We start from the raw sequence: 25,271 nt of genomic DNA, 5'->3' as shown, positions 1-25,271 counted from the left end.
TTCAATAATGAAAAAAAAACCAAAATACGAAAAACTCTATTGTGATTTACAGAAATTCACTACACGCTTTCCTGTTGCTGGATTCATTATATGTTGTTTTATTTTATTTTTTTCTGAAATCATATTTGCTCAACAAACTCATATAAACACAAGCCAGAATTCAGCAGAAATACTCTATAATGAAAACTGTAAAGTCTGCCATGGTAAAGATAGAATGGGCGCTATGGGGCCTGCTTTGTTTCCAGAAAATTTGTCTCGTCTAAGAAAATCAAAAGCAGTAAAGGTCATTAAACATGGTCGCTTATCGACACAAATGCCGGGATTTGAGAAAACACTATCCACAAATGAAATAGATAAGCTGATTGAATTCATTTACTCCCCAGCAGAGACATTACCGCAGTGGTCTATCGATGATATTAAACGAACTCGAATCGAACACTTCGACCAAGCCAAATTACCAACAACACCGCAGTTCAAGGCCGATTTAATGAATTTATTCATTGTTGTTGAACTGGGCGACCACTCTGCAACCTTATTAAATGGAGATACATTCGAACCAATCACTCGTTTTAAAACCCGATTTGCTTTACATGGAGGCCCTAAGTATTCACCAGATGGACGTTTTGTATATTTTGCATCTCGCGATGGCTGGATCAGCAAATACGATATTTATAATATGAAGACCGTAGCCGAAGTACGAGCAGGCATCAATACACGTAACCTAGCTGTCTCATCCGATGGCAAATACGCCATTGTTGGTAACTACTTACCTAACAATATTGTTATTTTAGATACCAAAGATTTATCACCAATCATGCTTAAAGAGACCATCGGTAAAAATGGGGTCAGTTCACGTGTGAGTGCAGTATACAACGCCCCTCCTCGACACAGCTTCATCGTAGCACTAAAAGACGTTAAAGAAGTATGGGAGATCCCTTACGGTTCAGAAGATCAATTTCCAATTCGACGTATCCGCACCGACGATTACCTTGATGATTTCTTCTTTGACCCCGAGTACGTCAACCTTATCGGTGCATCTCGCGACAGCCATAACGGTCAAGTCATTAATCTTGATGCAAAGAAAAAAATTGCCACTATCGAAATGGCAGGAATGCCTCATCTTGGTTCTGGTATCACGTGGGAATACCAAGGTAAACAAGTATTTGCATCACCCAATATAAAAGAGGGCCGCGTCACTGTGATTGATATGGATAACTGGAAAGTAATTAAAGAGATCAAAACAGATGGCCCCGGTTTCTTTATGCGAAGCCACAGTAATTCACCTTATGCATGGGTAGACGTATTTTTTGGACCGAACAAAGAACGCGTACATGTTATCGATAAGAGCACCCTTGAAATTGTCAAAACACTATCCCCAGTTAAAGGCAAAACAGCAGCTCATGTTGAGTTTACTAAAGACGGGAAATACGTACTGCTGAGTATTTGGGATAACGACGGTGCAGTCATTGTCTATGATGCTAACTCTCTAGAAGAAATCAAACGTATACCAATGAAAAAACCATCTGGAAAATATAACGTTTATAACAAAATTAATTATGAAAAAGGGACAAGTCATTAATTATTAAACAAAACATGAGAAGCACGCATTACTTTATAAATATAATTGTAATGTGTGCTGATATTATTTAACTTAGTAATAAACATGAGTAATAAGGACTTTATTATGTACAATTACATACTTCTAGCTCATCTACTTTCAGCAACGATATGGACAGGGGGCCATTTGATCCTATCGTTCACGATATTACCTAGAGTGCTTAAAGAGAAAAACATTGCTGAAATAAAACGTTTTGAATCTGGGTTTGAAAAAATTGGTATTCCAGCATTATTAATTCAAGTTTCATCGGGACTTTGGTTAGCGCATAATCTATTACCAGATTTTGGTTTATGGTTACAATTTGATAACCCAGTTTCACGATTAATTATGTTTAAATTAAGCTTGCTATTCGCTACAGCTTTATTGGCTATCGATGCAAGATTACGTATTATTCCCAAATTAACTGAAGATAATTTAATATATCTTGCCTATCACATTATTCCTGTGACCATCATTTCTGTGTTATTTGTCGTTGTTGGTTTTTCATTTAAGACAGGGTTATTGTATTAATTTAGGCCAGCAATCCACCCCATCGGACTGCTGGCTTAGTAAACTACAAATCAGCTAAAGTAATTTCATCAAATGTATAAAGTTGACCGCCGAACTCTTGTATAAATACCTCTGCATCAACTTTAGCGCTAAAGCTACCCAATGTTTTACCCATAGCACCAGTTTGACTTGAACCAATAACAAACCATGCATCTTTAGCGTTAACAAAATGGTCGTCTGTTGGTGAACCCCACGGGGTTTTGCTCATATCATGAACAAAAACTTCTTTTACCTGGCGTCTATTTTCTGGTTGTAAAATATAACCAAATAAATCACGAGTTGAACAAAATTTATTTATCGAGTCCTTGTTTGATTCATAGCTTTCCCCTTTTGGTCCAGGGAAATTACTAATTGTCATACCACATAAATGACAGCTATCTGCTTGTTCAATTTGTACTGCGTGGTGAACCATAACCTCTCTTTCTGATTGAGCATTGCAACCAACAGTTAATGCTAGTAGTACTCCTAATGACAGCGCTTTTAGTTTTGAGTTAAACATAAATATATCCTTATTAATTGAGTTAAACTTAAATGCTTTAGTATTTTTATTTTTAGAGTCTTTTACGGGAAAGTATCAAACTTGAAATAATCAAGGGACCGACAACCCAAGCAAGCATGATTAATATAAGTACAGCAACCGATTGGCTACTGTTAACAGCGACAGCAATGATACCTGTCATATCACTTGAATCTAATGCTGCAAGATTTACCAAACGAAATACATCCGCAGGATTAAACATCATGACGTTCACTAACCCTTGCTGCGTGATACCCTCGTCTATTCCCACAAGTGTTGCCAAAAGAGCAAGGTCAAACACAAGTACAAAGAAGAACCACACTATAAGTGCGACTCCAGCTGCTTTTGATTTTTCATTTACCGCAATACTAATGACATAAGCAATGCTGATAAAAGTGAAGCCCAGTAATGTAGCGGTCACAATGAACAAGCCAAATGCTGCAAGTACATCATCAAACCCATACTGCATACCGATCATAACGGCAGCACTACCAAAACCGAGCAACGTAGCAAGGGCAATAATGCAGCCTTGACCAATAAATTTACCAAGTAACAACTGTCCCTTGCTCAACGGATAAGTCAGCAGTAAGAGTAGTGTTCCTGACTCCTGCTCACCGACAAAACTGTCGTAACTAAGCAACAAGGCAATTAATGGGATCAAAAATACAGCTAAGCTAGACAAGCTTGCAATAATGGATGGGAGCGAAACAACCCCCGTCCCACCAGAAGCGGCAGAGCCGTAATAACTTAACCCAAGAGATAGAATTGAAAATACAGCTGTAATTGATACAAACCAACGATTTCGTAATCCATCTTGAAACTCTTTCATCGCGATTGCTAAAATAGAATTCATTACACAGAACCTCTCGCAGTTAAATAGAATTGGTACAACTGATCTAAACTAGCTGGTTCAACGTGCACATCTGCTAATTTGTCGTACGACATTACCTGTTTCAATACTTTTAACTTGTCTTCTTCTTTTACATACAACAAAGCATCTTCTTCACCGATGATGTAGCGCGCTAATAATGAGTCTGTCATTAACTCTTGGTTTATGCCCTTGGTTTTAACTACAACGGGTAAACTCGCTCTTTCACGTAGCTGAACTAAAGAACCCACAGCTAAAATTTGTCCGTCAGCCATAATGAGTGCCCTATCAATATGCTGCTCTACCCCTGGTAAAACATGAGAGCATAAAATAATACTCGCTCCATTTTGCTTTAACTTATCAACCGATTGATAAAACTCTTGTGTAGCGGTTGGATCTAAACCTACAGTTGGCTCGTCCAGCAAAAGTAACTTAGGGTGTCCAAGGAATGCTTGCGCCAGACCTAACCGCTGCCTCATTCCTTTCGAGTAGGTTTTAACTTGGCGTTTCATCGCATGAGTTAGCCCCACTTGTTCAAGAAGTTCAAATACTTGTGTTAATTTCACTGACTTTAAACGTGCAAAATACGTTAATACCTCAATACCTGTTAGATGATCATAAAAACTTACGTTTTCAGGTAAATAACCTATATTGCGCCTATCTTTCCATGCCTCTTTAGATTGCGGGTCTCGACCAAAGATGGTGAGTTCTCCAGATGTTGCTTTTTCGATTCCCAAAATCAACTTCATCATAGTTGTTTTACCTGCACCGTTATGGCCGAACAAGCCTAATACTTCACCTTCTGCTAGCTGTAATGAAATTCCGTTTAATGCTTTAAGTTGTTGAAAGTGCTTACTGACATTTGTCATAGATACGATTGAAGCTGTCATAATTCGTTATTTCCCTCATTTTTTTTCTGTATATTTTGAGAAGGAGAACTGTTACTTACTTGTAGAGAAATAGTATCTCGCGCCATAAGAGGATAGCTGTCTTTAACACCCCCAGGCTTTAATACTGGAAACTGTTTTTGTACCCAACGCAGTAACAGGACTGATGGACTATCAAGTAGTACCTTGGCTTCAGGATACTCCCATACCATCTTGTCAATACTGTCATTAGGTTCAAATGCAGTATCACCTTTACCATCATGATCGAGATCCCAACCAAGATAATTACTCCAATAATTACCGATACCATCAAGACTCCATTCTTGGCGTTTATTGGATACATATTTAACCTGCACGTGGTTATTAATAAAATTATTACCATATATTTTAGTGTGCTCAGAGCCGGCAGTAAGATGAATACCTATTTCAGCCGTATCTACCGTATTGTATTTGATGGTGTTATAACCTGAGTTATAAACAAATATCCCCTTACCATCACGACCTTGAACCTTATTTTCAGGCTTAATCCAAACATCTTTAATATGGTTATTAGAAATCTCAGAAAAGGTAATAAAGTTCATCAGGAAACCATAATCTTCAGTATTAAAACTTCTATTTCCAGATACCACTAATTTACGGGAACTCATCAATGCATATCCGACATGGTTATTATACGAGTAGTTATTTAAAACTTTGTTGTTATGTGAATACATGTAGTGCACACCAAAACGAAGATCGTGCATGGTATTGTTTCGTAGTTCATTCTGTTGACTTGAGATAATATACAAGCCATCGCGGGTTTCACTTATCGAATTTCCTTCCACTAGTGCTTTTGTCACCATTGAAAGTTGAATACCATTACCACGATCTGCCAAACGCAGTGCTGCATTACCTTTTACGACATTATTTTTAATGAGTACGCCTTGACTACGCTGGATCCAAATACCAAATCCATCACCTGATAAATTGTTATTTTTAACAGTTATATTAGTCGATTTTTTATCGGTATAAATACCTGAATTTTGCGCGGTTAAATCACTCCCCCAATTTGTGATAGTTAGATTTTGTACAGTGATATTTGAGTTACGAAGTTCTATAGCATGACCTACACCATTAGCATTAATAACGGTTAGGTCGTCTTCTATTGTTAGATTTTCGCCTATGATGGTAATAGCGCGATTAACGATAAAATTACCTTTATATTCTCCTGCAGAAATAATAACGATATCGCCATCGATGGCAGAGTCTAAAGAAGATTGAAGATCGTCGGATATTGAAACATAAATATTCTTTGCTTCGACCGTCAATGATAAACAAAGAGATAATATTACTGATGTGAATACATAAAATGCATGTTTAGCCATTAACACTCACTTTTTAGTTTCAAAAATGAAACAACTGTTAAATGATTACTTAAAATCAAGAAGTGAGAAGACCTAAGCACTTCTCACTATGTATACCTTAACTAGATCTTATTTGGCTATGCTTCAACAAACATACGACCACGCATTTCCATATGTAACGCATGGCAGAACCAGTTACAGTAATACCACTGCACCCCCGGTTTATCTGCTGTAAACGTAATTGATGCTGTTGCTTGAGGGCCAATTTCCATTTGCACGCCGTGGTTAGTTACACAAAAACCGTGTGTTACGTCTTCAACCATATCAAGATTTGTAACAACAACAGTTACTTCATCACCAAGCTTAACTTTAAACTCACTCATACCATAAATCGGGGCAACAGAAGTCATATAAACACGTACTTTTTTACCATCTCGAATGACTTTATTGTCCATCATCAGGTCTACACCATCGCGTTTTGCAATCGCAACCGTTTCAGCAAACATTGGATCATCTCGTGACCATAGCTTGCTTGGTTTAATTTTACTGCGATGAACTATCATACAATCATGCGGTTCTGCGAATGTTGGTCCATCATGTACCAGTTTCATCTCATCACCAGAAATATCAATTAACTGATCATTTTCTGGACGTAAAGGACCGACAGGTAAGAAACGATCTTTAGAAAACTTACACAATGAAATTAACCACTTGCCATCAGCGTCACGTGTTTCACCCTGCGATGTATGGTTATGACCAGGTTGATAATGCACATCAAGTTTTTGTTTGATGTAATTCACTTTTTCACCATTATGAGCTCGAATAGCTTCTTCAACGTCCCACTTAACAATTTGGCTATCAAGAAATAAGGTTGTATAAGCATAACCACGGTTATCAAATGCAGTGTGTAGTGGACCTAAACCTAGTTCTGGTTCGGCTACAATGGCATCCCGCGGTTTAATCTTGTCATTGAATAGATCAGGCAGACGATCAATAGCAATAATTGATACTGTTGGTGATAATTTACCATTAGCAACAAAGTACTTACCATTAGGTGATGTGTTCATTCCATGCGGTGATTTAGGGACTGGAATATAGCGTGTTAATTTAGAGCCTTTACGACCATTAAGTACCGGTACATTGTTACCATTATAAGTTTTGAATTGACCTGCTTTCAATGCGGCTTCACAACGAGCAAGATCAAATACAACGACATGGTCTCGTTCGGCTGACATCATCTCACTAAGATTCATACCCATTTCAGAGTTGTAAGACGTAGATGCAAAATATTTACCGTCATAATCAGCGTCTGTGTTATCAAGATTACCATCAACCATCACTTGGAATGCCATCTCCATTGATTCGGCATCAATGACATTGAATAACGAACGATAGGTGCTAACATCTTCCATTGATGATTTACCATCATTGTTCATTGGAATTTCAAATTCGCCATTACAAATTATATATTTTGTGTATGGTACTTTTTGAACACGTAAACCATGTACAGCTTGAACATTTGGAACTGTGATAATCTTATCCGCTTTCATTACATCACAACGAATACGAGCAACACGTGAGTTAGCTTTATCGTTAATAAATAAATGCTTACCATTATAGCGACCGTCAGTCATGCTCATGTGAGGATGGTGAGAGTCACCAGCAAGCAGATGGGCACTATCACCTTTAATCCGTTTACTTTCGTCAGTAAGTCCCCAACCAGTTGCGCTATCTATATTAAAAACAGGAATACGCATTAACTCACGCATAGAAGGTAAGCCCATGATGCGAACTTCACCTGAATGACCACCACTCCAAAAACCATAGTATTCATCCAATTCACCCGGATGAACAAATGGACTATTTTCATATTCAACACGCTTTGCTTGCGCCATTGATGAAAACATTGCAGCACTCATTGGGGCTAAAACTGCACCAGCCCCTAATGCTGCAGTTTTGGTGAACAAGCTGCGACGATCTGCATTTTCTAATGTTGCATCTTCAGATATTTCAATATTATTTTTATTATCAACCATAAGACTCTCCGTGATTTCTTGCATCTATAAAATTTAACTTTCCATAACTATTATTTCTAAATCTAGGTATTAACGATTTTAATAATTTGGTCACTTTTTATCTTTTGTTTTTTTCTTGCTAATTTTTTTAATGGTGGGCATTTTTCATCATTAAAATAAGTTACTTGGCAATCCAAACAATAATGACATTCACGCATATTAATTTCGCCATTGGGTTGTATTGCCTGAATTTCGCATTCTTTTGCGCAGGTTTTACATGGTTGACCACACTCAGGACGACGTTTTAGCCATTGAAATAAGCTCATGTTACTGCTTACCGATAACGCAGCGCCTAATGGACAGAGATAGCGACAAAATGTTTTTCGATTAAATAAACTTGATAGAATTAACAAACTGGCCCATGCGATAAACGGCCACTCACGGTCAAATTTTAATAAGAAGGTTGTTTTGAAAGGTTCGATTTCAGCAAACTGCTCTGCTGTCGCCAATGAATCAAGTGACATACCAAATAGCGCCAATAGAATCAGATATTTGATTGCCCACAAACGCTCATGAACAGCATAAGGCAACTCAATTTGAGGTAATTTAATATAGCGCCCAAATACATTAACTAACTCTTGCAATGCACCGAACGGACATAGCCAACCACAATAAACCGCTCGGCCCCACAACAACATAGTGACAGCTGCAGAGCACCATAAAATGAAAATAACTGGATCGAGTAGGAACAAATCCCACGAAAAATCATGCATTAGCGCCTGTAAAAAAGTAAATACATTAACAATAGATAACTGACCCCCCCACGACCAACCAATAAAAACAACAGTAATAACCAAAAAACAATGGCGCAAGTTATTCATAAATTTAGGGTGTTTTACTAACACATCTTGGAAAAACAATATAAGTAACAGCAACAGCATTAATAACACTAAAAGAATGACTTCAGTGTTACGTTCTTGCCATACTTGTTGAACCAGTGTTAGTTCAGGCTCGGGAATAATAGCGGGTGGTGTATCAACATATTTATCAAGCGGATTATATTGACCTTTAAAGCTATTAAATAAGCTGTCAACTGCACCTAATTGGCGGCGCACAAGTAATTCGAATTGCCATTCAGCACCGGGATCAAACTCTTGATGGGCTTCTATGCGAAATACTGACATTTCTTTAAATCTAGGCGCTCCATCTATAAAGATATCAGTGATACGCTCATGTTGTAGATCTCGAAATGAAATCGCATTATCTTTTTGATGAACTTGGATACGGTCAAAAATACCACCGCGTACGTAACCAGATCCTTTAAATGAATAACCGTTACCAAATACGCCAATAAGGTGCTCACCCTCTTTTAGTTTTGACATTAGCCATTGATAATCACTCTCACTAAATAAATTTTTCCCTATAGTTGGAATATCTATTAATGTGTAATAAATCTCAGCAAACATATCTTTCTTTTCATCAAAATTTGCTTCATTGATATGTTCAACTTCAGTACCGGCAAAACTATCATCAATCATTTCTCGGCTAAGATAGAGCTTTCGAATAGAGCCATCACCCGTTAGCTGTGTCCAATTCGCATTTTCAAAAACATCAGTTTTTATCGTTGACTTTGGCTGAATGATTTTGTTAGAACTCTCGATAATACCCAATGCTAGTGCAACTTTTTTTGCTGCTTTTGTTATCCCAACATTCATAACCATTACGGTCACGGTCGCACCGGACAACCCGTCAATAGCAACAATTTGCTCACTTTTATTACCACCAACCTTTAACCTGTCAGCAACAGACAGTCCAGTGTATTGGTCTGTAAAAGCCCATAACTTGCTTTCAGGTATTCCTGCTAGAATAATAGGTTCGTGATGTTCAAGTACTTTAGCTGTAAGGTATGTGCCTTTGGGATCAATAGCGACAAGCATGTTAACAGGCTCGCCCGAATAGGCTGGGATTTTTGCTATATCGTTTGTTTCAAAGGCATAACCTAATATTTTATCATTTTTACGAATGGTCCAAACTGGATAACCTCCTTCTTTTGTAGGGGTTTTATCTGATATGTCAGTTGCATCAGGAAACTGCGCCTGAATAAACAGCATTGGATCTTTTGGAGGGCTTACAAATAATGCATAGCTCGGTGGAATAAAAAATGTAGACAATAACAGTGCAATGATAACAGAGTAAGAATACAAACGGGATTTACCATTTGCATTCTTAAAAAGTAAAATTTGTTGCGATATATATTTATTATTTAAAAGACTATATATGTTAGACAAAAGCAATCCCTCACTAATTTTGCAACATATAACATACAAAGTTGCAATTAATTAACTGAGATAGTAATTATCTATTTGTGGTTAGAGAATGACTTTAGTCAATTTTAAATCAATAAGGGGCAATATCTAAATACTCTGAATCATAAAGCTGACTTAGATCAGTAATTGCCAAATAATCATGTAAGAAATACTAAGGAATTTCTAACCGTTTAAGCAAGCGGTAAAAATTACTTCTATTTATCCCTAATTCTTCAGCCGCTTTAGCAAGGTTACCATTAGTGCCTTTGATTGCATTTGAAATCAGTTCAGCTTGAAACACATCAATAGCCGATTTCAGAGAAGTATATTCATCCGGACTCACTGATATAGAATTGGTAATTTGGCTATTTCTCTGTGTTATTTCCATATCATGATATTCAGCTTGAATTGAGTTTGAGTAAACTTGATGTGTCTGGCTAATATCAAAATGCTGGCTATCAAGCAATATAGCTCGTTTATCTCGACCTTGTTCTGCAATCGCTTTTAACGCTGCACGACTTAATAAGTGTTCCAGCTCACGAACATTACCAGGCCATGAGTAACTTAACAAAATACTCTTGGCAGGATCTGATAAACGGATCCCTTGTACACCTAACCGTTTCTGGTTAATTTCCATAAAGTAGCCCGCTAACTGTAATATATCCCGTCCTCGTTCTCTTAATGCAGGTACCTTGATCGGATAAACACTTAACCTATGATACAAGTCGGCACGAAAGCGACCTTCTGCAACTTCTTTCTGTAAATCACGGTTTGTAGCTGCCACAATTCGCACACTCGTAACAATAAACTGATCGCTACCAACACGCTGAATTTCACCACTTTGTAAGGCTCGAAGTAGTTTTGCTTGAATTAATAAAGGTAATTCACCTATTTCATCCAAAAATAGTGTACCGCCATCGGCAATTTCAAATTTACCCGTTCTATCATTCACCGCACCGGTAAATGCACCTCTTACATGCCCAAATAACTCACTTTCAGCAATGCTTTCAGGTAATGCAGCACAATTAACATAAACAACAGGACCAGATGACAATCCTGACATATTATGAATCTGCCTAGCCACCAACTCCTTACCGACCCCTGTTTCGCCTTCGACCAATACGGTTAAGTGCGATTGAGCAACGATACTAATTTCATTTTTCAGTTCTTTCATTACGGCACTTGAACCAATGATTTCAAATTTACTGTTATCAGAAACAAGTGTTTGGTTAACTAATTTTTGTTGTTTATTTAAATCTGTTAATGCTTTAATACGCTCAGCCGCTTTTACCGTCGCTTCTGTTAAGCCAATAAAGGTACTTAATTTCACCATATCAATCGTATCAAATGAACCAGTTTCTAATGCATCAAGCGTTAAGACCCCCCAAGGTTTTCCATCAATATTAATAGATATCCCCATGCAATCATGCACATGTAAATCAACACTATCGATGTCGACAAGACCATCATAGGGATCCGGTAAAGGAGAGTCTGCAGGAAAGCGGATCGGCTCGCGGCTATCAAGCGCAGTATTAAGGCGGGGGTGATCTTTAACCAAAAAACGACGTCCAATCGTGTCATGACTTAATCCATAAGTAGCCAAAGGTCGTAAAATATCACCTTCAAGACGTAATACAGCCGCCGCATCAAATGGAAAAATTTTACGCATTGCGATTAACAAACGTTCATATCGTTGCTTAGCAGGAAAATCTTTAGATAAGTCAGAAACAATAAAAGTTATACCTTCATAAAACAGAGCGTTAGTAGTCATTATGACTCCTTAGATATCAATTTAACATCCGTGAATTGAAGTCATATTGACACAACAATATATCAAAATCAACTAATTCAATAACTTACAAACTGGCACGCATCTTGTACTACTATGGGAGTAACACAAAAAATAACTCAGCATTAATTTAGTAAATCCTTTGCAGTTTATTACTAAATACATGTTCATAACTATAACAATAATCTAATTGATAACCAGGAGGAATCAATGTCAGATAACTTCACTAAAGGGATGGCAAGGAATATCTACTACGGTGGAAGTGTATTCTTTTTCCTGCTCTTAATGGGTCTTACCTTTGATACCATGCTAGAGCTACCCGAAAGGGATCACCGTGAGAATATCACCGAAGCAGTAGCACACGGCAAAGAGCTATGGGAAAACAATAATTGTATTGGTTGCCATAGCTTGATGGGTGAAGGTGCTTATTTTGCCCCAGAGCTTGGTAATGTCTTTGTCCGTTATGGTAACGGTAACGAAGAAACATTTGAAGCATTTATGCAGAGTTGGATGGCAATGCAACCGCTTAGAGTGCCTAATCGTCGCCAGATGCCGCAATTTAATTTAAGTGAGGAAGATGTTCATGATATATCTAAATTCCTTATTTGGACATCTCGCATTGACAATAACAACTGGCCGCCAAACAAGCAGGGGTAATTAGACATGAAATTCGAATCTCAAAGTGTTGCGAAGCCGTATTTCATCTTCGCCTTAATCCTCTTTGCTGGTCAGATCATATTTGGCTTGTTAATGGGAACTCAATATATATTCGGTGATTTTTTAGCTGACTATATTCCGTTTAACGTGGCGCGTATGCTACACACAAACATGCTGATTTTGTGGCTATTATTTGGTTTCATGGGGGCATCTTACTTCCTCGTTCCAGAAGAAGCTGATACCGAGCTATATAGCCCACTACTAGCAAAAATACTGTTCTGGGTGTTTGCTGTGGCAAGTTTAGCAACCGCAGCAGGTTACCTATTTGTTCCTTACGCTAAGTTAGCTGAAATAACGTTTAACGAGTTATTGCCAACAATGGGACGTGAGTTCTTAGAGCAACCAACTATTACCAAAATTGGTATCGTGATTGTTTGTCTTGGTTTTGTATTTAACCTTGGTATGACAATACTGAAAGGCCGTAAAACGGTTGTTAACTTGGTGTTAATAACTGGATTAATCGGACTTGCAGTATTCTTCCTATTTTCTTTCTATAACCCTGATAATCTTGCATTAGATAAATATTATTGGTGGTTTGTTGTACACCTATGGGTAGAAGGTGTTTGGGAACTGATCCTTGGGGCAATCCTAGCATTTACTTTGATTAAAGTGACAGGTGTTGACCGTGAAATCATTGAGAAATGGTTATACATTATCATTGCTATGGCATTAATCTCAGGTCTGATTGGTATGGGACACCACTATTTCTGGATTGGTCCAGGTGAATACTGGTTATGGCTAGGCTCTATATTCTCAGCAATCGAACCTATCCCATTCTTTATGATGGTACTGTTTGCTTTCAATATGACCAAACAACGTCGTTTTGAACACGGCAACCAAATGGCGTTAACTTGGGCACTAGGAACAGCAGTAATGGCATTCTTAGGCGCCGGTGTATGGGGGTTCATCCACACACTTGCACCAATTAACTATTACACGCACGGTTCTCAAATTACAGCTGCGCACGGTCACTTAGCATTCTTTGGTGCTTATGCGATGATTGTACTAACAATTATCTCTTATTCAATGCCAATCATGTGTGGTCGTCCACAAGGTAATCCGGCAGGTGCTCAGCGAATAGAACGTTTCGCATTCTGGACTATGTGTATTGGTATGTTAGGAATCACTATTGCACTAACAATTGCTGGTGTTTGGCAAGTTGCATTGCAACGTATACCTAATGATGCAGAAGCACTTACCTTTATGGCAACACAAGATGCAATTACACCACTGTACTGGGCTCGTTTAGTCTTTGGAGTCATGTTCTTCATTGGTCTTATTGCTTACTTTGCAAGTTTCTTTTTTGGCTATTCAAAGCAAGAAGAAAGTAATCTGATAGCAACACCGACTGAAACTTAGTCATTAAGCACTCAAAGCACATACAAAATTAATTCTGTATGTGCTTTATTTTCTCTCACCACAAACAAGATAAATTGTTTAAAAGCAGAGGTGTATTATGGAAGAATGGGTTGGAGAAGTTTGGCATAAACTCATCACCAAAAGAGCCAATACAGAATACCCTGATGCTAGCGTGTCACTTAACTCTGTTTCAAGTCAACTCGCGCCTTATTTTCGTGCCCTTGGTGGCGAACATCATAAAGTCATTGAGGCAACATCAAGCTTAAAAATTAATTTCAAACGCAGTTTAATTCAACGTATTGCAGGAACCCATCAACGCACACATTTGTGTTGGCATGATGATCGTAGTATTCGCTTGCCTGCTAATATGGCTATTTTTCCGACTGAAGCATTAAATCAGCAAGCCTACTTTTGGCTAGCGGCATTATCAGCACAGCTCCCTAAGATCAATCATTGGTTTGTTGATAACCAACAAGCAACACTAACATTAATTAACAAACGTCCAGGTCTTAAGCGGCTGTACTTCACCTTAGTTAATGCATTTATACAAACAAGGCCTTCTATCGATGAATTTGAAGGTAAGCAGCTAGCACAAGAGCAAGCTGTTAGAAATGCATTATTAGCCCCCGGCAGTGTAGACGAGCTACCTTACGCCGAAAAAGACCCTTATCCAATTTTTCTGTGGTTATACCCAATGCCATTATCAAGTGTGACAAGTGTAGCCAGTGATGATGATAACTTAGAAGAAAATACAACACCAAACCAAGCAAAAAAAATCAAAGGAGTCAGTAAACAAGGCCATCGAGCTGACGATTCAAAAGAAACCGATGGATTACTCATGTTCATGGCAGAAAGCTTATTTACATGGACTGAACACATTGATTTAGATAGGCCACAAGAAGAAGATCTAGAACAAGATTTAGTCGGTGCGACTGAAGATCTTGATTTTATTACAGTCGCAAAACAACGCCGTTCTAACTCAGCAAAATTAAAATTCGACCTCGATCTGCCAGCCCCTTACACCGATGATTTAGCGTTAGGCGATGGTATTAAGTTGCCTGAATGGGATTATAAACAAGGCCGATTAAAACCTGATTTCTGTCTATTACAACCTATGCTTGCTGATGATGCACAGCCAGCGCCTGTACCACCTGAACTACACAGTACAGCGCGTAAGCTGCGTAATCAATTTAGCATCTTAAGACCACAGCAACAGTGGGTACATCGCCAACCATTTGGTTCTGAATTAGATTTAGATGCATATATGAATAGCGTCGCAGATCCAAACAAACACAGCAGCGAACAAGATTTATATATTAATCGAAGTAATACATTTCGTGACTTATCGTGTTTGTTATTAGCCGATTTGTCAATGTCTACAGACTCACACATAAATAATGATCAACGTGTGATTGATGTGATCAGAGACAGTATTTTACTGTTTGCAGAAGCACTAGACAGCGCAGGTGATCCGTTTGCTATTTATGGTTTTTCATCCATAAAAAATAAACAAATACGTTTCAACTTATTAAAAAACTTTGCTGAAAAATACACAGATGCAGCCAGAGGTCGAATTCTTGAAGTAAAACCAGGGTTTTATACCCGAATGGGGGCAAGCATACGTCAAGCAACCGAAGTATTATGTACCCAAAACACAGCACAGCGTATTTTACTTATTATTTCAGACGGAAAACCGAATGATATCGACCACTACGAAGGCCGTTATGGTATTGAAGACACTCGTCAAGCTGTACTAGCAGCAAAAAAACGAGGTATTCAGCCATTCTGTATCACCATTGATGAAGAGGCTAATGATTACTTACCCTACTTGTTTGGCGATCAAGGTTACTCAGTAATCAGTAATGCAGCAAGCTTACCTACGCTGTTACCCAAATTATATTTAAATTTAACATCTCTATCCTGAGGACAATGCTATGACTAAACCAAATTATTTACCCCAAGGTTCTGAAATAGAAATTTTCAATCATGCTGCAAGTAATAAACTGCCTGTTCTCATTAAAGGGCCTACAGGCTGTGGAAAGACACATTTTGTGGAACACATGGCAGCACAATTAGGTCGTCCACTTTACACGATTGCATGTCATGATGATTTAACCGCCACAGATCTCGTGGGCCGCCATTTGATTGGTGAAAATGGTACTTACTGGCAAGATGGTCCATTAACGAAAGCCGTTCGAGAGGGGGGGATCTGCTATCTTGATGAAGTCGTAGAAGCGCGTAAAGATACTACTGTTGTATTACATCCTCTGTCCGATCACCGCCGCATACTGCCGATTGACAGAACAGGGGAAATAATTGAAGCACACCCTGACTTCATGCTCGTTATTTCTTATAACCCGGGTTATCAAAACCTAATGAAAGGCTTGAAGCCGAGTACTCGTCAACGTTTTGTCGCTATGGAATTTAATTACCCTATTGCCGAACGTGAAGTCGTTGTCATAATCCAAGAAACAAGCTTAGACAAACAGACTGCACAACAACTCGTTGCGCTTGGTAACGATCTACGCCGCATGCAAGATTATGATTTAGAAGAAGCAGCTTCAACACGCTTATTAATTTACACTGCTTTAATGATTCAAAGTGGCTTAGATGCTAAGCAAGCCTGCATGTGTTGCTTAGCACAACCATTAAGTGACGAGAGTGAAACGATTAAAGCAATTGAAAAGTTAATTGATTGCCATTTTTAAGCCATAGGCTAGATGGTACGATTTACACTGCAGGAAGTGTTATGTCAAAACAGGCGGCATTAATTCAGCAACACGATGTTTCTCAATCGAATGTTGAGCACGATTCAAATAACGTTAGCCAAAATGCAGCAGATGACAAAATCCCAGGAAACATTGCGGTTTGGATTTTGATATATGCTGAATTAACCGAGTTTGGATTGTTTTTTGCTATTTTCTTGATTGCGAAAGCCGCTAATCCGATTATTTTTACCGAGGGTCCAACTCGACTACACACAAGCTCTGGTTTGATTAATACCTTAGTATTGTTAACCAGTAGTTTTTTTGTGGCGCGGGCTATTCATGCGATTAAGCAAGATAAACTAAAAGCCTGCCAACATTGGTTATGGCTTACTCTTTTTGCTGGAGCGGCTTATCTAGGCACCAAAACGTGGGAATACAGTATCAATGCTGACAATGGTATTGATGGCACCACCAACCTGTTTTTCACCATTTATTATTACCTAACATTCAATCACCTACTCCACGTTATGATGGGCATGTGTACTATCGCTTGGGTACTAGCGCGCAGTTATATTTTTCCTTATAGCAAAGATGATCATGAAGGTTTAGAGTCTGCCGCCTGTTACTGGCACATGGTAGATTTAGTATGGATAATGATTTTCCCACTATTATATGTTTTGAGGTAAATATGAGTCAAAAAAAACAAGATGAAATGCTAAGTCATCGTAAGATACTCAGTATTAACAAAATAAATGCGGTTTGGGCAATTTTGATTAGCTTAACCTTAACCAGTGTTTTTGTTTCAGAGCGAACACCGGAAGCGGCGTTAAGTATCATTGCAGCCTGCTTTATTATTGCTATCAAGGGTCAATTAGTTATTAATAAACTGATTGGTCTACGTTTCGAAAATCAGACCATTCGAGCCGTGATGCTATCGTATTTTTACATTTTACCTATGTTGTTTATTATTGGTTTTTTATTCCCAGATGCATTTTTGATATTTGCGATCAAACCATTACAAAGGTGATAACCTTCTTTTAATAACCTAGGTTACTAACTTAGCTAAAGCCTTACCAACCCGGTGCTAGTACGGCCATCATGACTTTATCGACAAACTCACCATTGCGAAAACCAGATTGCTTTTTCACGCCTTCATGAACATAACCGGCTTTTTCATATGCGCGGATCGCTGATGGGTTATTGGCATAGGCCGTTAATTCAATTCGGTGTAAACCCAGCGTGTTAAAGCCATAGTCGGAGATCACTTTAGTGACCTCTGTACCAATACCTTTACCCCAATAACTTTTATCACCAATAAGAATAAAATATTCACCCGAACGATTGAGTGTACTGATTGACGCAATACCTGCATAACCAATCAATTTACCGGATTCAGCACAGCAAATACCCAATGACACGCATTTTGAATTGCCATTAATACTTGATAACCAGGTTGAAATATCCGTTTGGGATTGCGGGTAGGCATAGGAAGATAAGCTAAATTTAGTCACGTCTCGGTCGCATGACCATGCGTAGAATTCGGCGGTATCACTCATATCGAGCGATCGTAATTGCACTCTATTTGTAACTAAAAACATCCTTTTATACCTTTAATATTTAACGCTAATTTTAATATATACAACATAAACTAACATAATTAGCGAAAATATAAAGTACAAGTCCCCTGCTCTCACAAGGGACTAATTTAACTTAAAGGCCACCCTGAGTCAGTTTCAACGGGTTGAGTAATTCACTCAGTTTCTCGCGTGATAATTCAGTGTGTTCTAGCGCCACATCAATAATCGCACGTTGTTCTTTGTAGGCTATTTTGGCAATTTTAGCCGCTAATTGATAACCGATAATTGGATTAAGTGCAGTCACTAAAATTGGGTTTTTATCCAGGGCTTGTTCTATATTCTGTTGCTGAACTTCAAAGGTCGCAATGGCTTTATCGGCTAATAGCACCACGTTATTGCTCAGTAAATTCAGGCTATTAAGTAGATTATTCGCAATCATGGGCAGCATGACATTAAGTTCAAAGTTTCCTGATTGTCCACCAACCGTGATCGCAGTGTCATTACCGATAACCTGCGCACAAACCATCGCCATTGCTTCTGGGATCACAGGATTCACTTTACCCGGCATAATTGAAGACCCAGGTTGCAGTGCTTCAAGGGCTATCTCACCAAGACCAGACAGTGGGCCAGAGTTCATCCAGCGCAAATCGTTCGCTATTTTCATCAATGATACTGCGGTTGTTTTTAACGCACCCGACAATGCAACAGCGGTATCTTGCGAGCCTATTAATGCAAATAGATTATCTGCGGGCGTAAATTCAAGACCCGTAGCAACACTTAATTGTTGATTGAATACACGGCTAAAGTCGGCATGAGCGTTAATACCAGTCCCTACTGCAGTACCACCTTGCGCTAAGCGCTGAATCACAGGTTGTAGCGCCGTTAAGTTATTAATATTTTGCTTAATCTGCGCGCTCCAACTATGCAGACTTTGACTCATTTTAACGGGCATCGCGTCCATTAAATGAGTGCGCCCTGTTTTAACAAAATGATCTACACTTTGCGCTTTAGTCCCAATGACTTGAACTAAATGATTTAATGCAGGTAATAGCTGATGAGCAAGTGCAAGCGCCGCACTCACATGAATTGTACTTGGGATTACATCGTTACTACTTTGACCATAGTTAACATGATCATTCGCACTGACTGGCTCGCCAGCGATTTCACTAGCAAGATGCGCAATCACTTCATTCGCGTTCATGTTCGAACTCGTACCGGAACCAGTCTGATAAATATCGACAGGGAAATGCTGCATCACATTTTCCATTTCAGACAAATTTTTACAAGCCAAAATAATCGCATCAGCAATCGTTGGGGATAGTAATTCAAGCTGTTTATTCGCTGCTGCAGCGCTAGATTTAATTTGTATTAAGGCGCGAATAAAACCGACGGGTAATTGCTGCCCGCTAATTGGAAAGTTGTTAACTGCGCGTTGTGTTTGCGCACCGTATAATGCCGATGAGGGCACTTCAAGTTCGCCCATACTGTCTGTTTCTATTCTAAAATTTTTCATTGTTCTCTCCATGATTATCAGATGAATGGCACTAACTCAATACAGTCGAATTAGCCTGCGATTAACGTAATTTAAAAAGGGTGTAGATTAAATACCTTGGTAATTTGCTTGTTTATTTGAATATAGTAAGCATTAAGTTGGTATTTTTTTTCTGTCGTCGTTGCTAAGCGTTGCAGTGAAAGTAGCGGCTTGTTCAGCACTTCGTAACAAGCTCGGCGCCAATGGTTAGGCAGCAGTTCATTATTTATTGAACGTAAAAGAAGTGCGAGTTGTGCTAAATATAGTGACCAGCACTGCTCTGCATCAAGCGAAGCTGCGATCTGATCACTTAATTGGAAGTAAGACAAAAATATGTCATGACGTTGCGGTGAATCAGCATGCTCAATAGCATTGCCAAGTTGTTCATAATATTCAAGATTGCAGCCGTCACCTAAGGTATTTTTAATATTTAATGTCGACAAGTTCATCACATTTCCTAACATCTTTTTATGATAATGATTCTTATTATCATAAACGGTTTAGTTGGATATTCAAGGAAATTTTAAATTGCTAATGAATCTTTTGTATCAAGAGTTAATTAAATTAGTCCGTTTAAGCACGTTCAAGCTGCCGACTCAATTCAACTTCCGGCAATGGACGAGAAAACAGATAACCCTGAGCCAATCGGCAACCACCTACCTCTAACAATTTTCGTTGTCCCTCAGTCTCCACACCTTCTGCGACGACTTGCAAATTGAGTAAACGCGCCATAGTAACAATTACCTCAATCATTACCTGCTTACTCCCGTCATTCTCTAAACCATCAACAAACGAGCGGTCAATTTTAATACCATCAATCGGAAACTGAACCAAACGTTTTAATGAACTGTAGCCAGTACCGAAATCATCAATATATATTTGAAAACCCATCGTTCTTAGTGCTGACAAACGCTCTGTCACCACTTGCTCATTCATATCCAAGGCACTTTCTGTTAGCTCGAAACGTATACTCTCTGGTGCGACTTTTGCCTCGGTTAACAATTTAGGCAAAGCTTTCACTAATTGATCATCATGCAATTGACGGGGCGACAAATTAATATTCAGATAAAGCCCTGCATCTGGCTGTAATAAAGATAAACGACGAAAACTAGCCAATGCTTGGGTTATAACCCATAAACCTAAGGGTTGAATCAGCAAAGATTTCTCTGCTAGAGGAATAAAATGGTCAGGGGAAACCTGACCCAATTTAGGATTATACCAGCGCAGCAATACCTCAAACCCTCGAGTTCGGGCATCCTTCAAACAGACCACAGGCTGAAAACATAAACTAAACTCCTTTTTTTCCAACGCGCTATGTAGGAGATCATCAAATTCAGTCTGGCGTTGAATCTGCTCATGCAAGGCTAGACTAAATACCTGATAGTTAGCTTTACCATTCTTTTTCACTTCATACATGGCGAGGTCCGCATCTCGTAAAATATCCCTCGCATGCTGATAGTGAGGACCTAAAAAGGTGAAACCAATACTGGCAGAAACATGTAGAGCGATAGACGCGCCATCTAATAGAACTGGCTGAGTGACTTCACGCTGTAAGCGTTCAGCTAACAACTTAATAGTTTGTTGAGACATTTCCCCCTCAAAATAAATGACAAACTCATCACCACCGATACGAGCAATTCGATCTTTTTTACGTAAAATCTGCGTTAACCTATTCGCTATTTCTTGCAGAAAAAAGTCGCCAACGCCATGGCCATAGGTATCATTAATCTTTTTAAAACCATCAAGATCAATAAATAGCACCACGCCCCACTGTTTATTCTGTAAATATTTTTCCAAAAAATTCTGGCAAGCCGTCCGATTTAATAAGCCCGTTAAGGCATCATGGTTTGCTTGATAGCTCAGCTGCTGCTCATTAAACTTGCGATCGGTAATCACATCTAAGGTTCCTTGATACACGACACAATCATCATCACTTGTATTTAAATATGCATTTTCTGACAGCCAGATAGTATTCCCGTGTCGATCCTCACCTTCCCATTCATAGTTAAATACTTCTTTTTTCTCCTTTAACATCTGTAAAAATGCCAGGTAAGATTGATTCTCTCGATGTAACTGCCGACCAATATGCTCAACAGCTTGCTGCATCTGCCGTGGCTCTTCATAACCAAAAGCGCGAGCTAACGCCGGATTAACCTTTAAAAACTGTCCTTCAAGTGTTGCGCTATAGACACCTTCCACCACTTTTTCAAACAAGTTATGATATTCATTTTGTGCTAACTCTAGCGAACGTGTTTTTTCTCTGGCAAGTTCTTCAGCACGTATTCGTCTATAAAAGGTATGACGTAACAATAAGAGAAATAATAAAATGATTAAACTAATACCTGTGACAATCAGCGTAGAACGGGAGAGGTACCACCAAGGCATCGGCGGACTTAAATCAACAAACTGATATCGTAACTGCCAATTTGCATAATTTTGTGTAAAATCAATTCGATACCCAGGCATAGAGCTTTCTTGGTGTAACGAAGTAAACAGCAGTTCAGTATCTTGCAAACCTTCGCGGTAGATTTCTAAACCAAGATTCTGCCTTTGACTTAGTACTGGCCCTAAAAGAATTTCCATCGCAGCATCAAAGTGGGTCATCGCACTTACATACCCCCTCAGTTCAGAGCTCACCTCACCTTGCTCATCCAAAGCAAAAACAGGTAACAACAGCCGAACTTCAGGTGTTGTCGCTTCATCAAGCGACATATTATCACTGATCACTAACTGCAAACTATTATCCCTCGCAGCTAACGTCATCCCCTCGCGAATACTATCAATATCCGCCAGATTAATTCCCAAGGATAAACCATTCATCTGAGCGGAGGCAGAATAATAAATAGGGTAAAACACCCCACCCGATCCGATTCGGCTAAAACGAAAATCAAAAATTCCGGTATCAAAGGCTTCTCTAATTAAAGTCGGTGCTTGTTGAGGAGTCGTTTTAGGGATCCACTCATACACAACAATACCGTAATCACTTAGCGATGACTGAGCATTAAACAGATCAAACTGCTCGCGAGAAAGTTCAGGTTGGTAAGTCATCATACTTCGTAGCGCCACAAGATGTTCCTGCAAAGCATCTAGGTTACGCTGAGCAGTGCCGAACGCTAGGCTAGCATGTTGGTTCAGCTGCTCATAAACCCGTTCTTCCTCACTTTCCTGTAATGCCGCATATAAAAAATATAAAGGAAATAACAATAAACACATTGTTATAAACAACCATAAACGGATATTTTGTGCCAACACTACTGATACCTACGGGTTAATACTCAAATCAGATGAGCATTATATTGATAATGAGAACCATTATCAATTACGTTTGTAAATTTAAAACGAACTGACCAGCTTTGTTGTACAACTAAATATTTCCTGCTGATATAATTAGCTATATGAAGTCATTTCAGTAAAATCTAACGTTGCAGTGACTCAGCATGCTCAATGGCATTACCAAGTTGTTTTTAACATTAAAAACGTGCATTGATCTCTTTAGGTTTAAGAAACTCAAGGGGTTTATCTAAAATATGCTGATAAATGACGTTATAGACTAAAACATTTTTGACATAACGTCGGGTTTCTTTATAGGGAATCGCTTCGATCCAACTATCCATCGTTAAGCCTTGATCTGCCCTCCCGTCTTTGCTACCTTGCCAGCGGTTAACTCTATTCGGACCCGCATTATATGCTGCAGTTGCCAGTACCCGGTTCCCTTTATAGAGCTTAAGTAAGCTATCAAAATAGGCTGTACCTAACTGTACATTGATATCGCCATCGGTTAATTGTGCTTTCTTCTTATAATTTTTCAACCCAATTTTCCGTGCAGTCTCTTTTGCCGTTTGCGGCATCAGTTGCATATAGCCACTAGCCCCAACTGGAGAATTAGCAGACTCGTCAAAAGAACTTTCCTGGCGTGTAATGGCGTAAATATAGCTTGAATCGAGTTGATATCGATCGGCATTAGCATAAAACAGCTGTGGTTTAGCTGCAGGGAAACGAATATTCAAGGCGTCCCAACTTTTAGAAAGAATACTGGCAACGACCGAAAGATGAGCCCAACCTTTTTGGAAGGCAAATAAACCTAACTGCCTTTGCAAATTGCTACCTTGCTCGCGAATTAAAGCCCGCCACTCACGTTTAAGTAAATGCCTATGTTGATGGAAATACAGCTCATCAATATGTGCTAGTTGTGTTTGTAGATGATCTAAGCTTTGTACCTGCCTGCTGACCATATTGGCATTAAACTGGTAATCTACACCTAATTTCTGCGCGGCCAAAAAGCCGTAATAATTACGCTCAGTCGCGATTTTTTGATAAAGTTCATCGGCCTGACTTTGTTGCCGTTTCTTTTCCAATACCCGTGCTTGCCAATACAACCATTTACTATCGAGTTGCTTAGCCTCGCTCAGCTGCATTAGCCAATATTCTATATCGGCCCAATTATTAAATTTAATCGCATAACGGATCCTACGCTCCATTAATGACACATCCCCTAAAGCCAAAAGCACTTTATCTAGCCAAGGTAACAATTTAGTTTCATTACGGATCATAATGCGCGATATAAGATATTTTTTTAATTTTACTTGCTCTGCCGATGTAAACGATTTTTTACGCTCATAAGTGAGGTATACATTTAATCCTAATTCAATATCTTTTTTAGCAAGACGTTTGATACTCGCAACTAAAAAATCGCGGCTAGCATGCGCCTTGTTGTTAAATGAAGGGGTCTTAAATAAGGGGCTGTTTAATAACTTCGTTGGTGTTTTATGTAAGTCATATAATGGCTTAGCCAACAGTTCATTTTCCTTGTCCATTAAGGTGATTAAATAGGACATAAGTGATGTTTTATTATTCGCATAAGCTAAGTGAAAACGCTGAAAAATTAATGCCTGAGATATTTTTTTGCTATTAAGATAATACTCTAAGACGCTATCACAAGAATTCGGCAAGGAAAATCCCGTTAACCAGGTTTTTTGCACATCTGGCCAAATTTCATCAGCTTGCTCGGCTGCTAATCGCGCCTGAAAATGAAAACATTTCAAATCGAGTGAATTGGGAAGTTGCGGATAAAAAGACAGGTACTCACTCCAATATTGGTTTTTTGCTAAGTAATATAAATAGCTTCGCTGCAGATCATAACTCACGCGACGATCAGGGTTACCCTTTATAAAAGATGTCACTGCAACCAAACTGTTGCGGGTAAAGTGTGCTTTAAGCTGTTGGTATTCAAGTAGGTAGGTTAATGGGTATGCAGGTATAAGCTTTGTTTTTTGTAACGCTTCGGACCACATTTGTTGTGCTTGTAAGTCTACAGCTTGCGTATAGAGGCCTCTTTGCTGGCTCCACGTAAGCGTACTAGCTAAACTTGAAAATGATAATAGAAGCAAAGATATAAAAAATATTTTCATCGATTCATCCATGAAACGCTCTGCTTTAGCGCAGCAACCTAAACACCGATACTGTATGTAATCGGCTCTGTTCTTTTTT

General features: G+C 38.8%; 20 protein-coding genes. 8 read left to right on the top strand and 12 right to left on the bottom strand.

Translation table 11 applies throughout. The features are described 5' to 3' along the window. The first annotated feature begins 7 nt into the window (after positions 1 to 7). Both BT797_RS21275 and BT797_RS21270 read left to right on the top strand, forming a co-directional pair. On the top strand, positions 8 to 1,579 hold the full coding sequence (locus BT797_RS21275) for a nitrite reductase (RefSeq protein ID WP_082287495.1): 1,572 nt from the start codon (positions 8 to 10) through the stop codon (positions 1,577 to 1,579). Positions 1,580 to 1,684: 105 nt separating this feature from the next. Further along, entirely contained in the window at positions 1,685 to 2,128 is a 444-nt protein-coding gene (locus BT797_RS21270; RefSeq protein WP_075473435.1) for a copper resistance protein CopD, read from the top strand. Positions 2,129 to 2,171: 43 nt separating this feature from the next. Here the strand turns inward: BT797_RS21270 and BT797_RS21265 are convergent, their stop codons facing one another. From BT797_RS21265 to norR, 7 genes are all read right to left on the bottom strand, one after another. Further along, a complete protein-coding gene (locus BT797_RS21265) occupies positions 2,172 to 2,666 on the bottom strand; it encodes a nitrous oxide reductase accessory protein NosL (RefSeq protein WP_075473434.1) in 495 nt (164 codons plus the stop codon). A 52-nt stretch (positions 2,667 to 2,718) separates the two neighbouring features. Further along, positions 2,719 to 3,537 (bottom strand): ABC transporter permease, encoded by an 819-nt coding sequence (locus tag BT797_RS21260; RefSeq protein WP_075473433.1) that lies wholly within the window; start codon positions 3,535 to 3,537, stop codon positions 2,719 to 2,721. Continuing rightward, positions 3,537 to 4,442, bottom strand: a complete 906-nt coding sequence (locus BT797_RS21255; RefSeq protein WP_075473432.1) for an ABC transporter ATP-binding protein — start codon at positions 4,440 to 4,442, stop codon at positions 3,537 to 3,539. Before BT797_RS21255 ends, BT797_RS21260 begins: the two co-directional genes overlap by 1 nt. Further along, positions 4,439 to 5,803, bottom strand: a complete 1,365-nt coding sequence (locus tag BT797_RS21250) for a nitrous oxide reductase family maturation protein NosD (protein ID WP_075473431.1) — start codon at positions 5,801 to 5,803, stop codon at positions 4,439 to 4,441. The genes BT797_RS21255 and BT797_RS21250 overlap by 4 nt, the downstream gene beginning before the upstream one ends. A 116-nt stretch (positions 5,804 to 5,919) precedes the next feature. Next, positions 5,920 to 7,818 (bottom strand): TAT-dependent nitrous-oxide reductase, encoded by a 1,899-nt coding sequence (nosZ, locus tag BT797_RS21245; protein ID WP_075473430.1) that lies wholly within the window; start codon positions 7,816 to 7,818, stop codon positions 5,920 to 5,922. A 62-nt stretch (positions 7,819 to 7,880) separates the two neighbouring features. Next, the gene (nosR, locus tag BT797_RS21240; protein ID WP_370429930.1) at positions 7,881 to 10,001 is read right to left on the bottom strand and encodes a transcriptional regulator NosR; all 2,121 of its coding nucleotides are present in this window, start codon (positions 9,999 to 10,001) and stop codon (positions 7,881 to 7,883) included. Positions 10,002 to 10,275: 274 nt separating this feature from the next. Then, a complete protein-coding gene (norR, locus tag BT797_RS21235; protein WP_075473429.1) occupies positions 10,276 to 11,874 on the bottom strand; it encodes a nitric oxide reductase transcriptional regulator NorR in 1,599 nt (532 codons plus the stop codon). A 228-nt stretch (positions 11,875 to 12,102) separates the two neighbouring features. On the opposite strand from norR, the gene BT797_RS21230 reads away from it, so the two are divergent. The 6 genes from BT797_RS21230 to BT797_RS21205 all read left to right on the top strand — a co-directional run bounded on the left by BT797_RS21230 (position 12,103) and on the right by BT797_RS21205 (position 17,703). Beyond that, on the top strand, positions 12,103 to 12,549 hold the full coding sequence (locus tag BT797_RS21230) for a c-type cytochrome (RefSeq protein ID WP_075473428.1): 447 nt from the start codon (positions 12,103 to 12,105) through the stop codon (positions 12,547 to 12,549). Positions 12,550 to 12,555: 6 nt separating this feature from the next. Continuing rightward, on the top strand, positions 12,556 to 13,968 hold the full coding sequence (locus BT797_RS21225) for a cbb3-type cytochrome c oxidase subunit I (RefSeq protein WP_075473427.1): 1,413 nt from the start codon (positions 12,556 to 12,558) through the stop codon (positions 13,966 to 13,968). A 97-nt stretch (positions 13,969 to 14,065) separates the two neighbouring features. Then, positions 14,066 to 15,892 (top strand): nitric oxide reductase activation protein NorD, encoded by a 1,827-nt coding sequence (locus BT797_RS21220; protein ID WP_075473426.1) that lies wholly within the window; start codon positions 14,066 to 14,068, stop codon positions 15,890 to 15,892. A gap of 10 nt (positions 15,893 to 15,902) precedes the next feature. Next, the gene (locus BT797_RS21215) at positions 15,903 to 16,676 is read left to right on the top strand and encodes a CbbQ/NirQ/NorQ/GpvN family protein (protein ID WP_075473425.1); all 774 of its coding nucleotides are present in this window, start codon (positions 15,903 to 15,905) and stop codon (positions 16,674 to 16,676) included. Positions 16,677 to 16,717: 41 nt separating this feature from the next. Next, a complete protein-coding gene (locus tag BT797_RS21210; protein WP_075473424.1) occupies positions 16,718 to 17,362 on the top strand; it encodes a cytochrome c oxidase subunit 3 family protein in 645 nt (214 codons plus the stop codon). Between the two features lie 2 nt (positions 17,363 to 17,364). Beyond that, positions 17,365 to 17,703: a hypothetical protein gene (locus tag BT797_RS21205; protein ID WP_075473423.1), complete on the top strand. Its 339-nt coding sequence runs from the start codon at positions 17,365 to 17,367 to the stop codon at positions 17,701 to 17,703. 43 nt (positions 17,704 to 17,746) lie between these two features. Here BT797_RS21205 and BT797_RS21200 read toward each other — a convergent pair whose 3' ends face one another. The 5 genes from BT797_RS21200 to BT797_RS21180 all read right to left on the bottom strand — a co-directional run bounded on the left by BT797_RS21200 (position 17,747) and on the right by BT797_RS21180 (position 25,192). After that, positions 17,747 to 18,274: a GNAT family N-acetyltransferase gene (locus tag BT797_RS21200; RefSeq protein ID WP_075473422.1), complete on the bottom strand. Its 528-nt coding sequence runs from the start codon at positions 18,272 to 18,274 to the stop codon at positions 17,747 to 17,749. Between the two features lie 112 nt (positions 18,275 to 18,386). Beyond that, positions 18,387 to 19,766 (bottom strand): class II fumarate hydratase, encoded by a 1,380-nt coding sequence (locus tag BT797_RS21195; protein WP_075473421.1) that lies wholly within the window; start codon positions 19,764 to 19,766, stop codon positions 18,387 to 18,389. A gap of 71 nt (positions 19,767 to 19,837) precedes the next feature. Continuing rightward, positions 19,838 to 20,233 carry a hypothetical protein gene (locus BT797_RS21190; protein ID WP_075473420.1) on the bottom strand — a complete coding sequence of 132 codons (396 nt, stop codon included), beginning with the start codon at positions 20,231 to 20,233 and terminating at the stop codon, positions 19,838 to 19,840. A gap of 124 nt (positions 20,234 to 20,357) precedes the next feature. Beyond that, positions 20,358 to 23,036, bottom strand: coding sequence for a bifunctional diguanylate cyclase/phosphodiesterase (locus tag BT797_RS21185; RefSeq protein WP_075473419.1), 2,679 nt, complete (start codon positions 23,034 to 23,036; stop codon positions 20,358 to 20,360). Positions 23,037 to 23,254: 218 nt separating this feature from the next. Then, a complete protein-coding gene (locus BT797_RS21180; RefSeq protein ID WP_075473418.1) occupies positions 23,255 to 25,192 on the bottom strand; it encodes a transglycosylase SLT domain-containing protein in 1,938 nt (645 codons plus the stop codon). Between the last annotated feature and the right edge of the window lie 79 nt (positions 25,193 to 25,271).

This window comes from Moritella viscosa (assembly GCF_900120065.1).
Taxonomy (GTDB): domain Bacteria; phylum Pseudomonadota; class Gammaproteobacteria; order Enterobacterales; family Moritellaceae; genus Moritella; species Moritella viscosa.
This window is presented reverse-complemented; position numbering and strand designations above follow the sequence as displayed.

Bases quoted from the DNA above. Each gene is read 5' to 3' on its own strand.
- BT797_RS21275 (WP_082287495.1), top strand. From the start codon at position 8: ATGAAAAAAAAACCAAAATACGAAAAACTCTATTGTGATTTACAGAAA.
- BT797_RS21270 (WP_075473435.1), top strand. From the start codon at position 1,685: ATGTACAATTACATACTTCTAGCTCATCTACTTTCAGCAACGATATGG.
- BT797_RS21265 (WP_075473434.1), bottom strand. From the start codon at position 2,666: ATGTTTAACTCAAAACTAAAAGCGCTGTCATTAGGAGTACTACTAGCA.
- BT797_RS21260 (WP_075473433.1), bottom strand. From the start codon at position 3,537: ATGAATTCTATTTTAGCAATCGCGATGAAAGAGTTTCAAGATGGATTA.
- BT797_RS21255 (WP_075473432.1), bottom strand. From the start codon at position 4,442: ATGACAGCTTCAATCGTATCTATGACAAATGTCAGTAAGCACTTTCAA.
- BT797_RS21250 (WP_075473431.1), bottom strand. From the start codon at position 5,803: ATGGCTAAACATGCATTTTATGTATTCACATCAGTAATATTATCTCTT.
- nosZ (WP_075473430.1), bottom strand. From the start codon at position 7,818: ATGGTTGATAATAAAAATAATATTGAAATATCTGAAGATGCAACATTA.
- norR (WP_075473429.1), bottom strand. From the start codon at position 11,874: ATGACTACTAACGCTCTGTTTTATGAAGGTATAACTTTTATTGTTTCT.
- BT797_RS21230 (WP_075473428.1), top strand. From the start codon at position 12,103: ATGTCAGATAACTTCACTAAAGGGATGGCAAGGAATATCTACTACGGT.
- BT797_RS21225 (WP_075473427.1), top strand. From the start codon at position 12,556: ATGAAATTCGAATCTCAAAGTGTTGCGAAGCCGTATTTCATCTTCGCC.
- BT797_RS21220 (WP_075473426.1), top strand. From the start codon at position 14,066: ATGGAAGAATGGGTTGGAGAAGTTTGGCATAAACTCATCACCAAAAGA.
- BT797_RS21215 (WP_075473425.1), top strand. From the start codon at position 15,903: ATGACTAAACCAAATTATTTACCCCAAGGTTCTGAAATAGAAATTTTC.
- BT797_RS21210 (WP_075473424.1), top strand. From the start codon at position 16,718: ATGTCAAAACAGGCGGCATTAATTCAGCAACACGATGTTTCTCAATCG.
- BT797_RS21205 (WP_075473423.1), top strand. From the start codon at position 17,365: ATGAGTCAAAAAAAACAAGATGAAATGCTAAGTCATCGTAAGATACTC.
- BT797_RS21200 (WP_075473422.1), bottom strand. From the start codon at position 18,274: ATGTTTTTAGTTACAAATAGAGTGCAATTACGATCGCTCGATATGAGT.
- BT797_RS21195 (WP_075473421.1), bottom strand. From the start codon at position 19,766: ATGAAAAATTTTAGAATAGAAACAGACAGTATGGGCGAACTTGAAGTG.
- BT797_RS21190 (WP_075473420.1), bottom strand. From the start codon at position 20,233: ATGAACTTGTCGACATTAAATATTAAAAATACCTTAGGTGACGGCTGC.
- BT797_RS21180 (WP_075473418.1), bottom strand. From the start codon at position 25,192: ATGAAAATATTTTTTATATCTTTGCTTCTATTATCATTTTCAAGTTTA.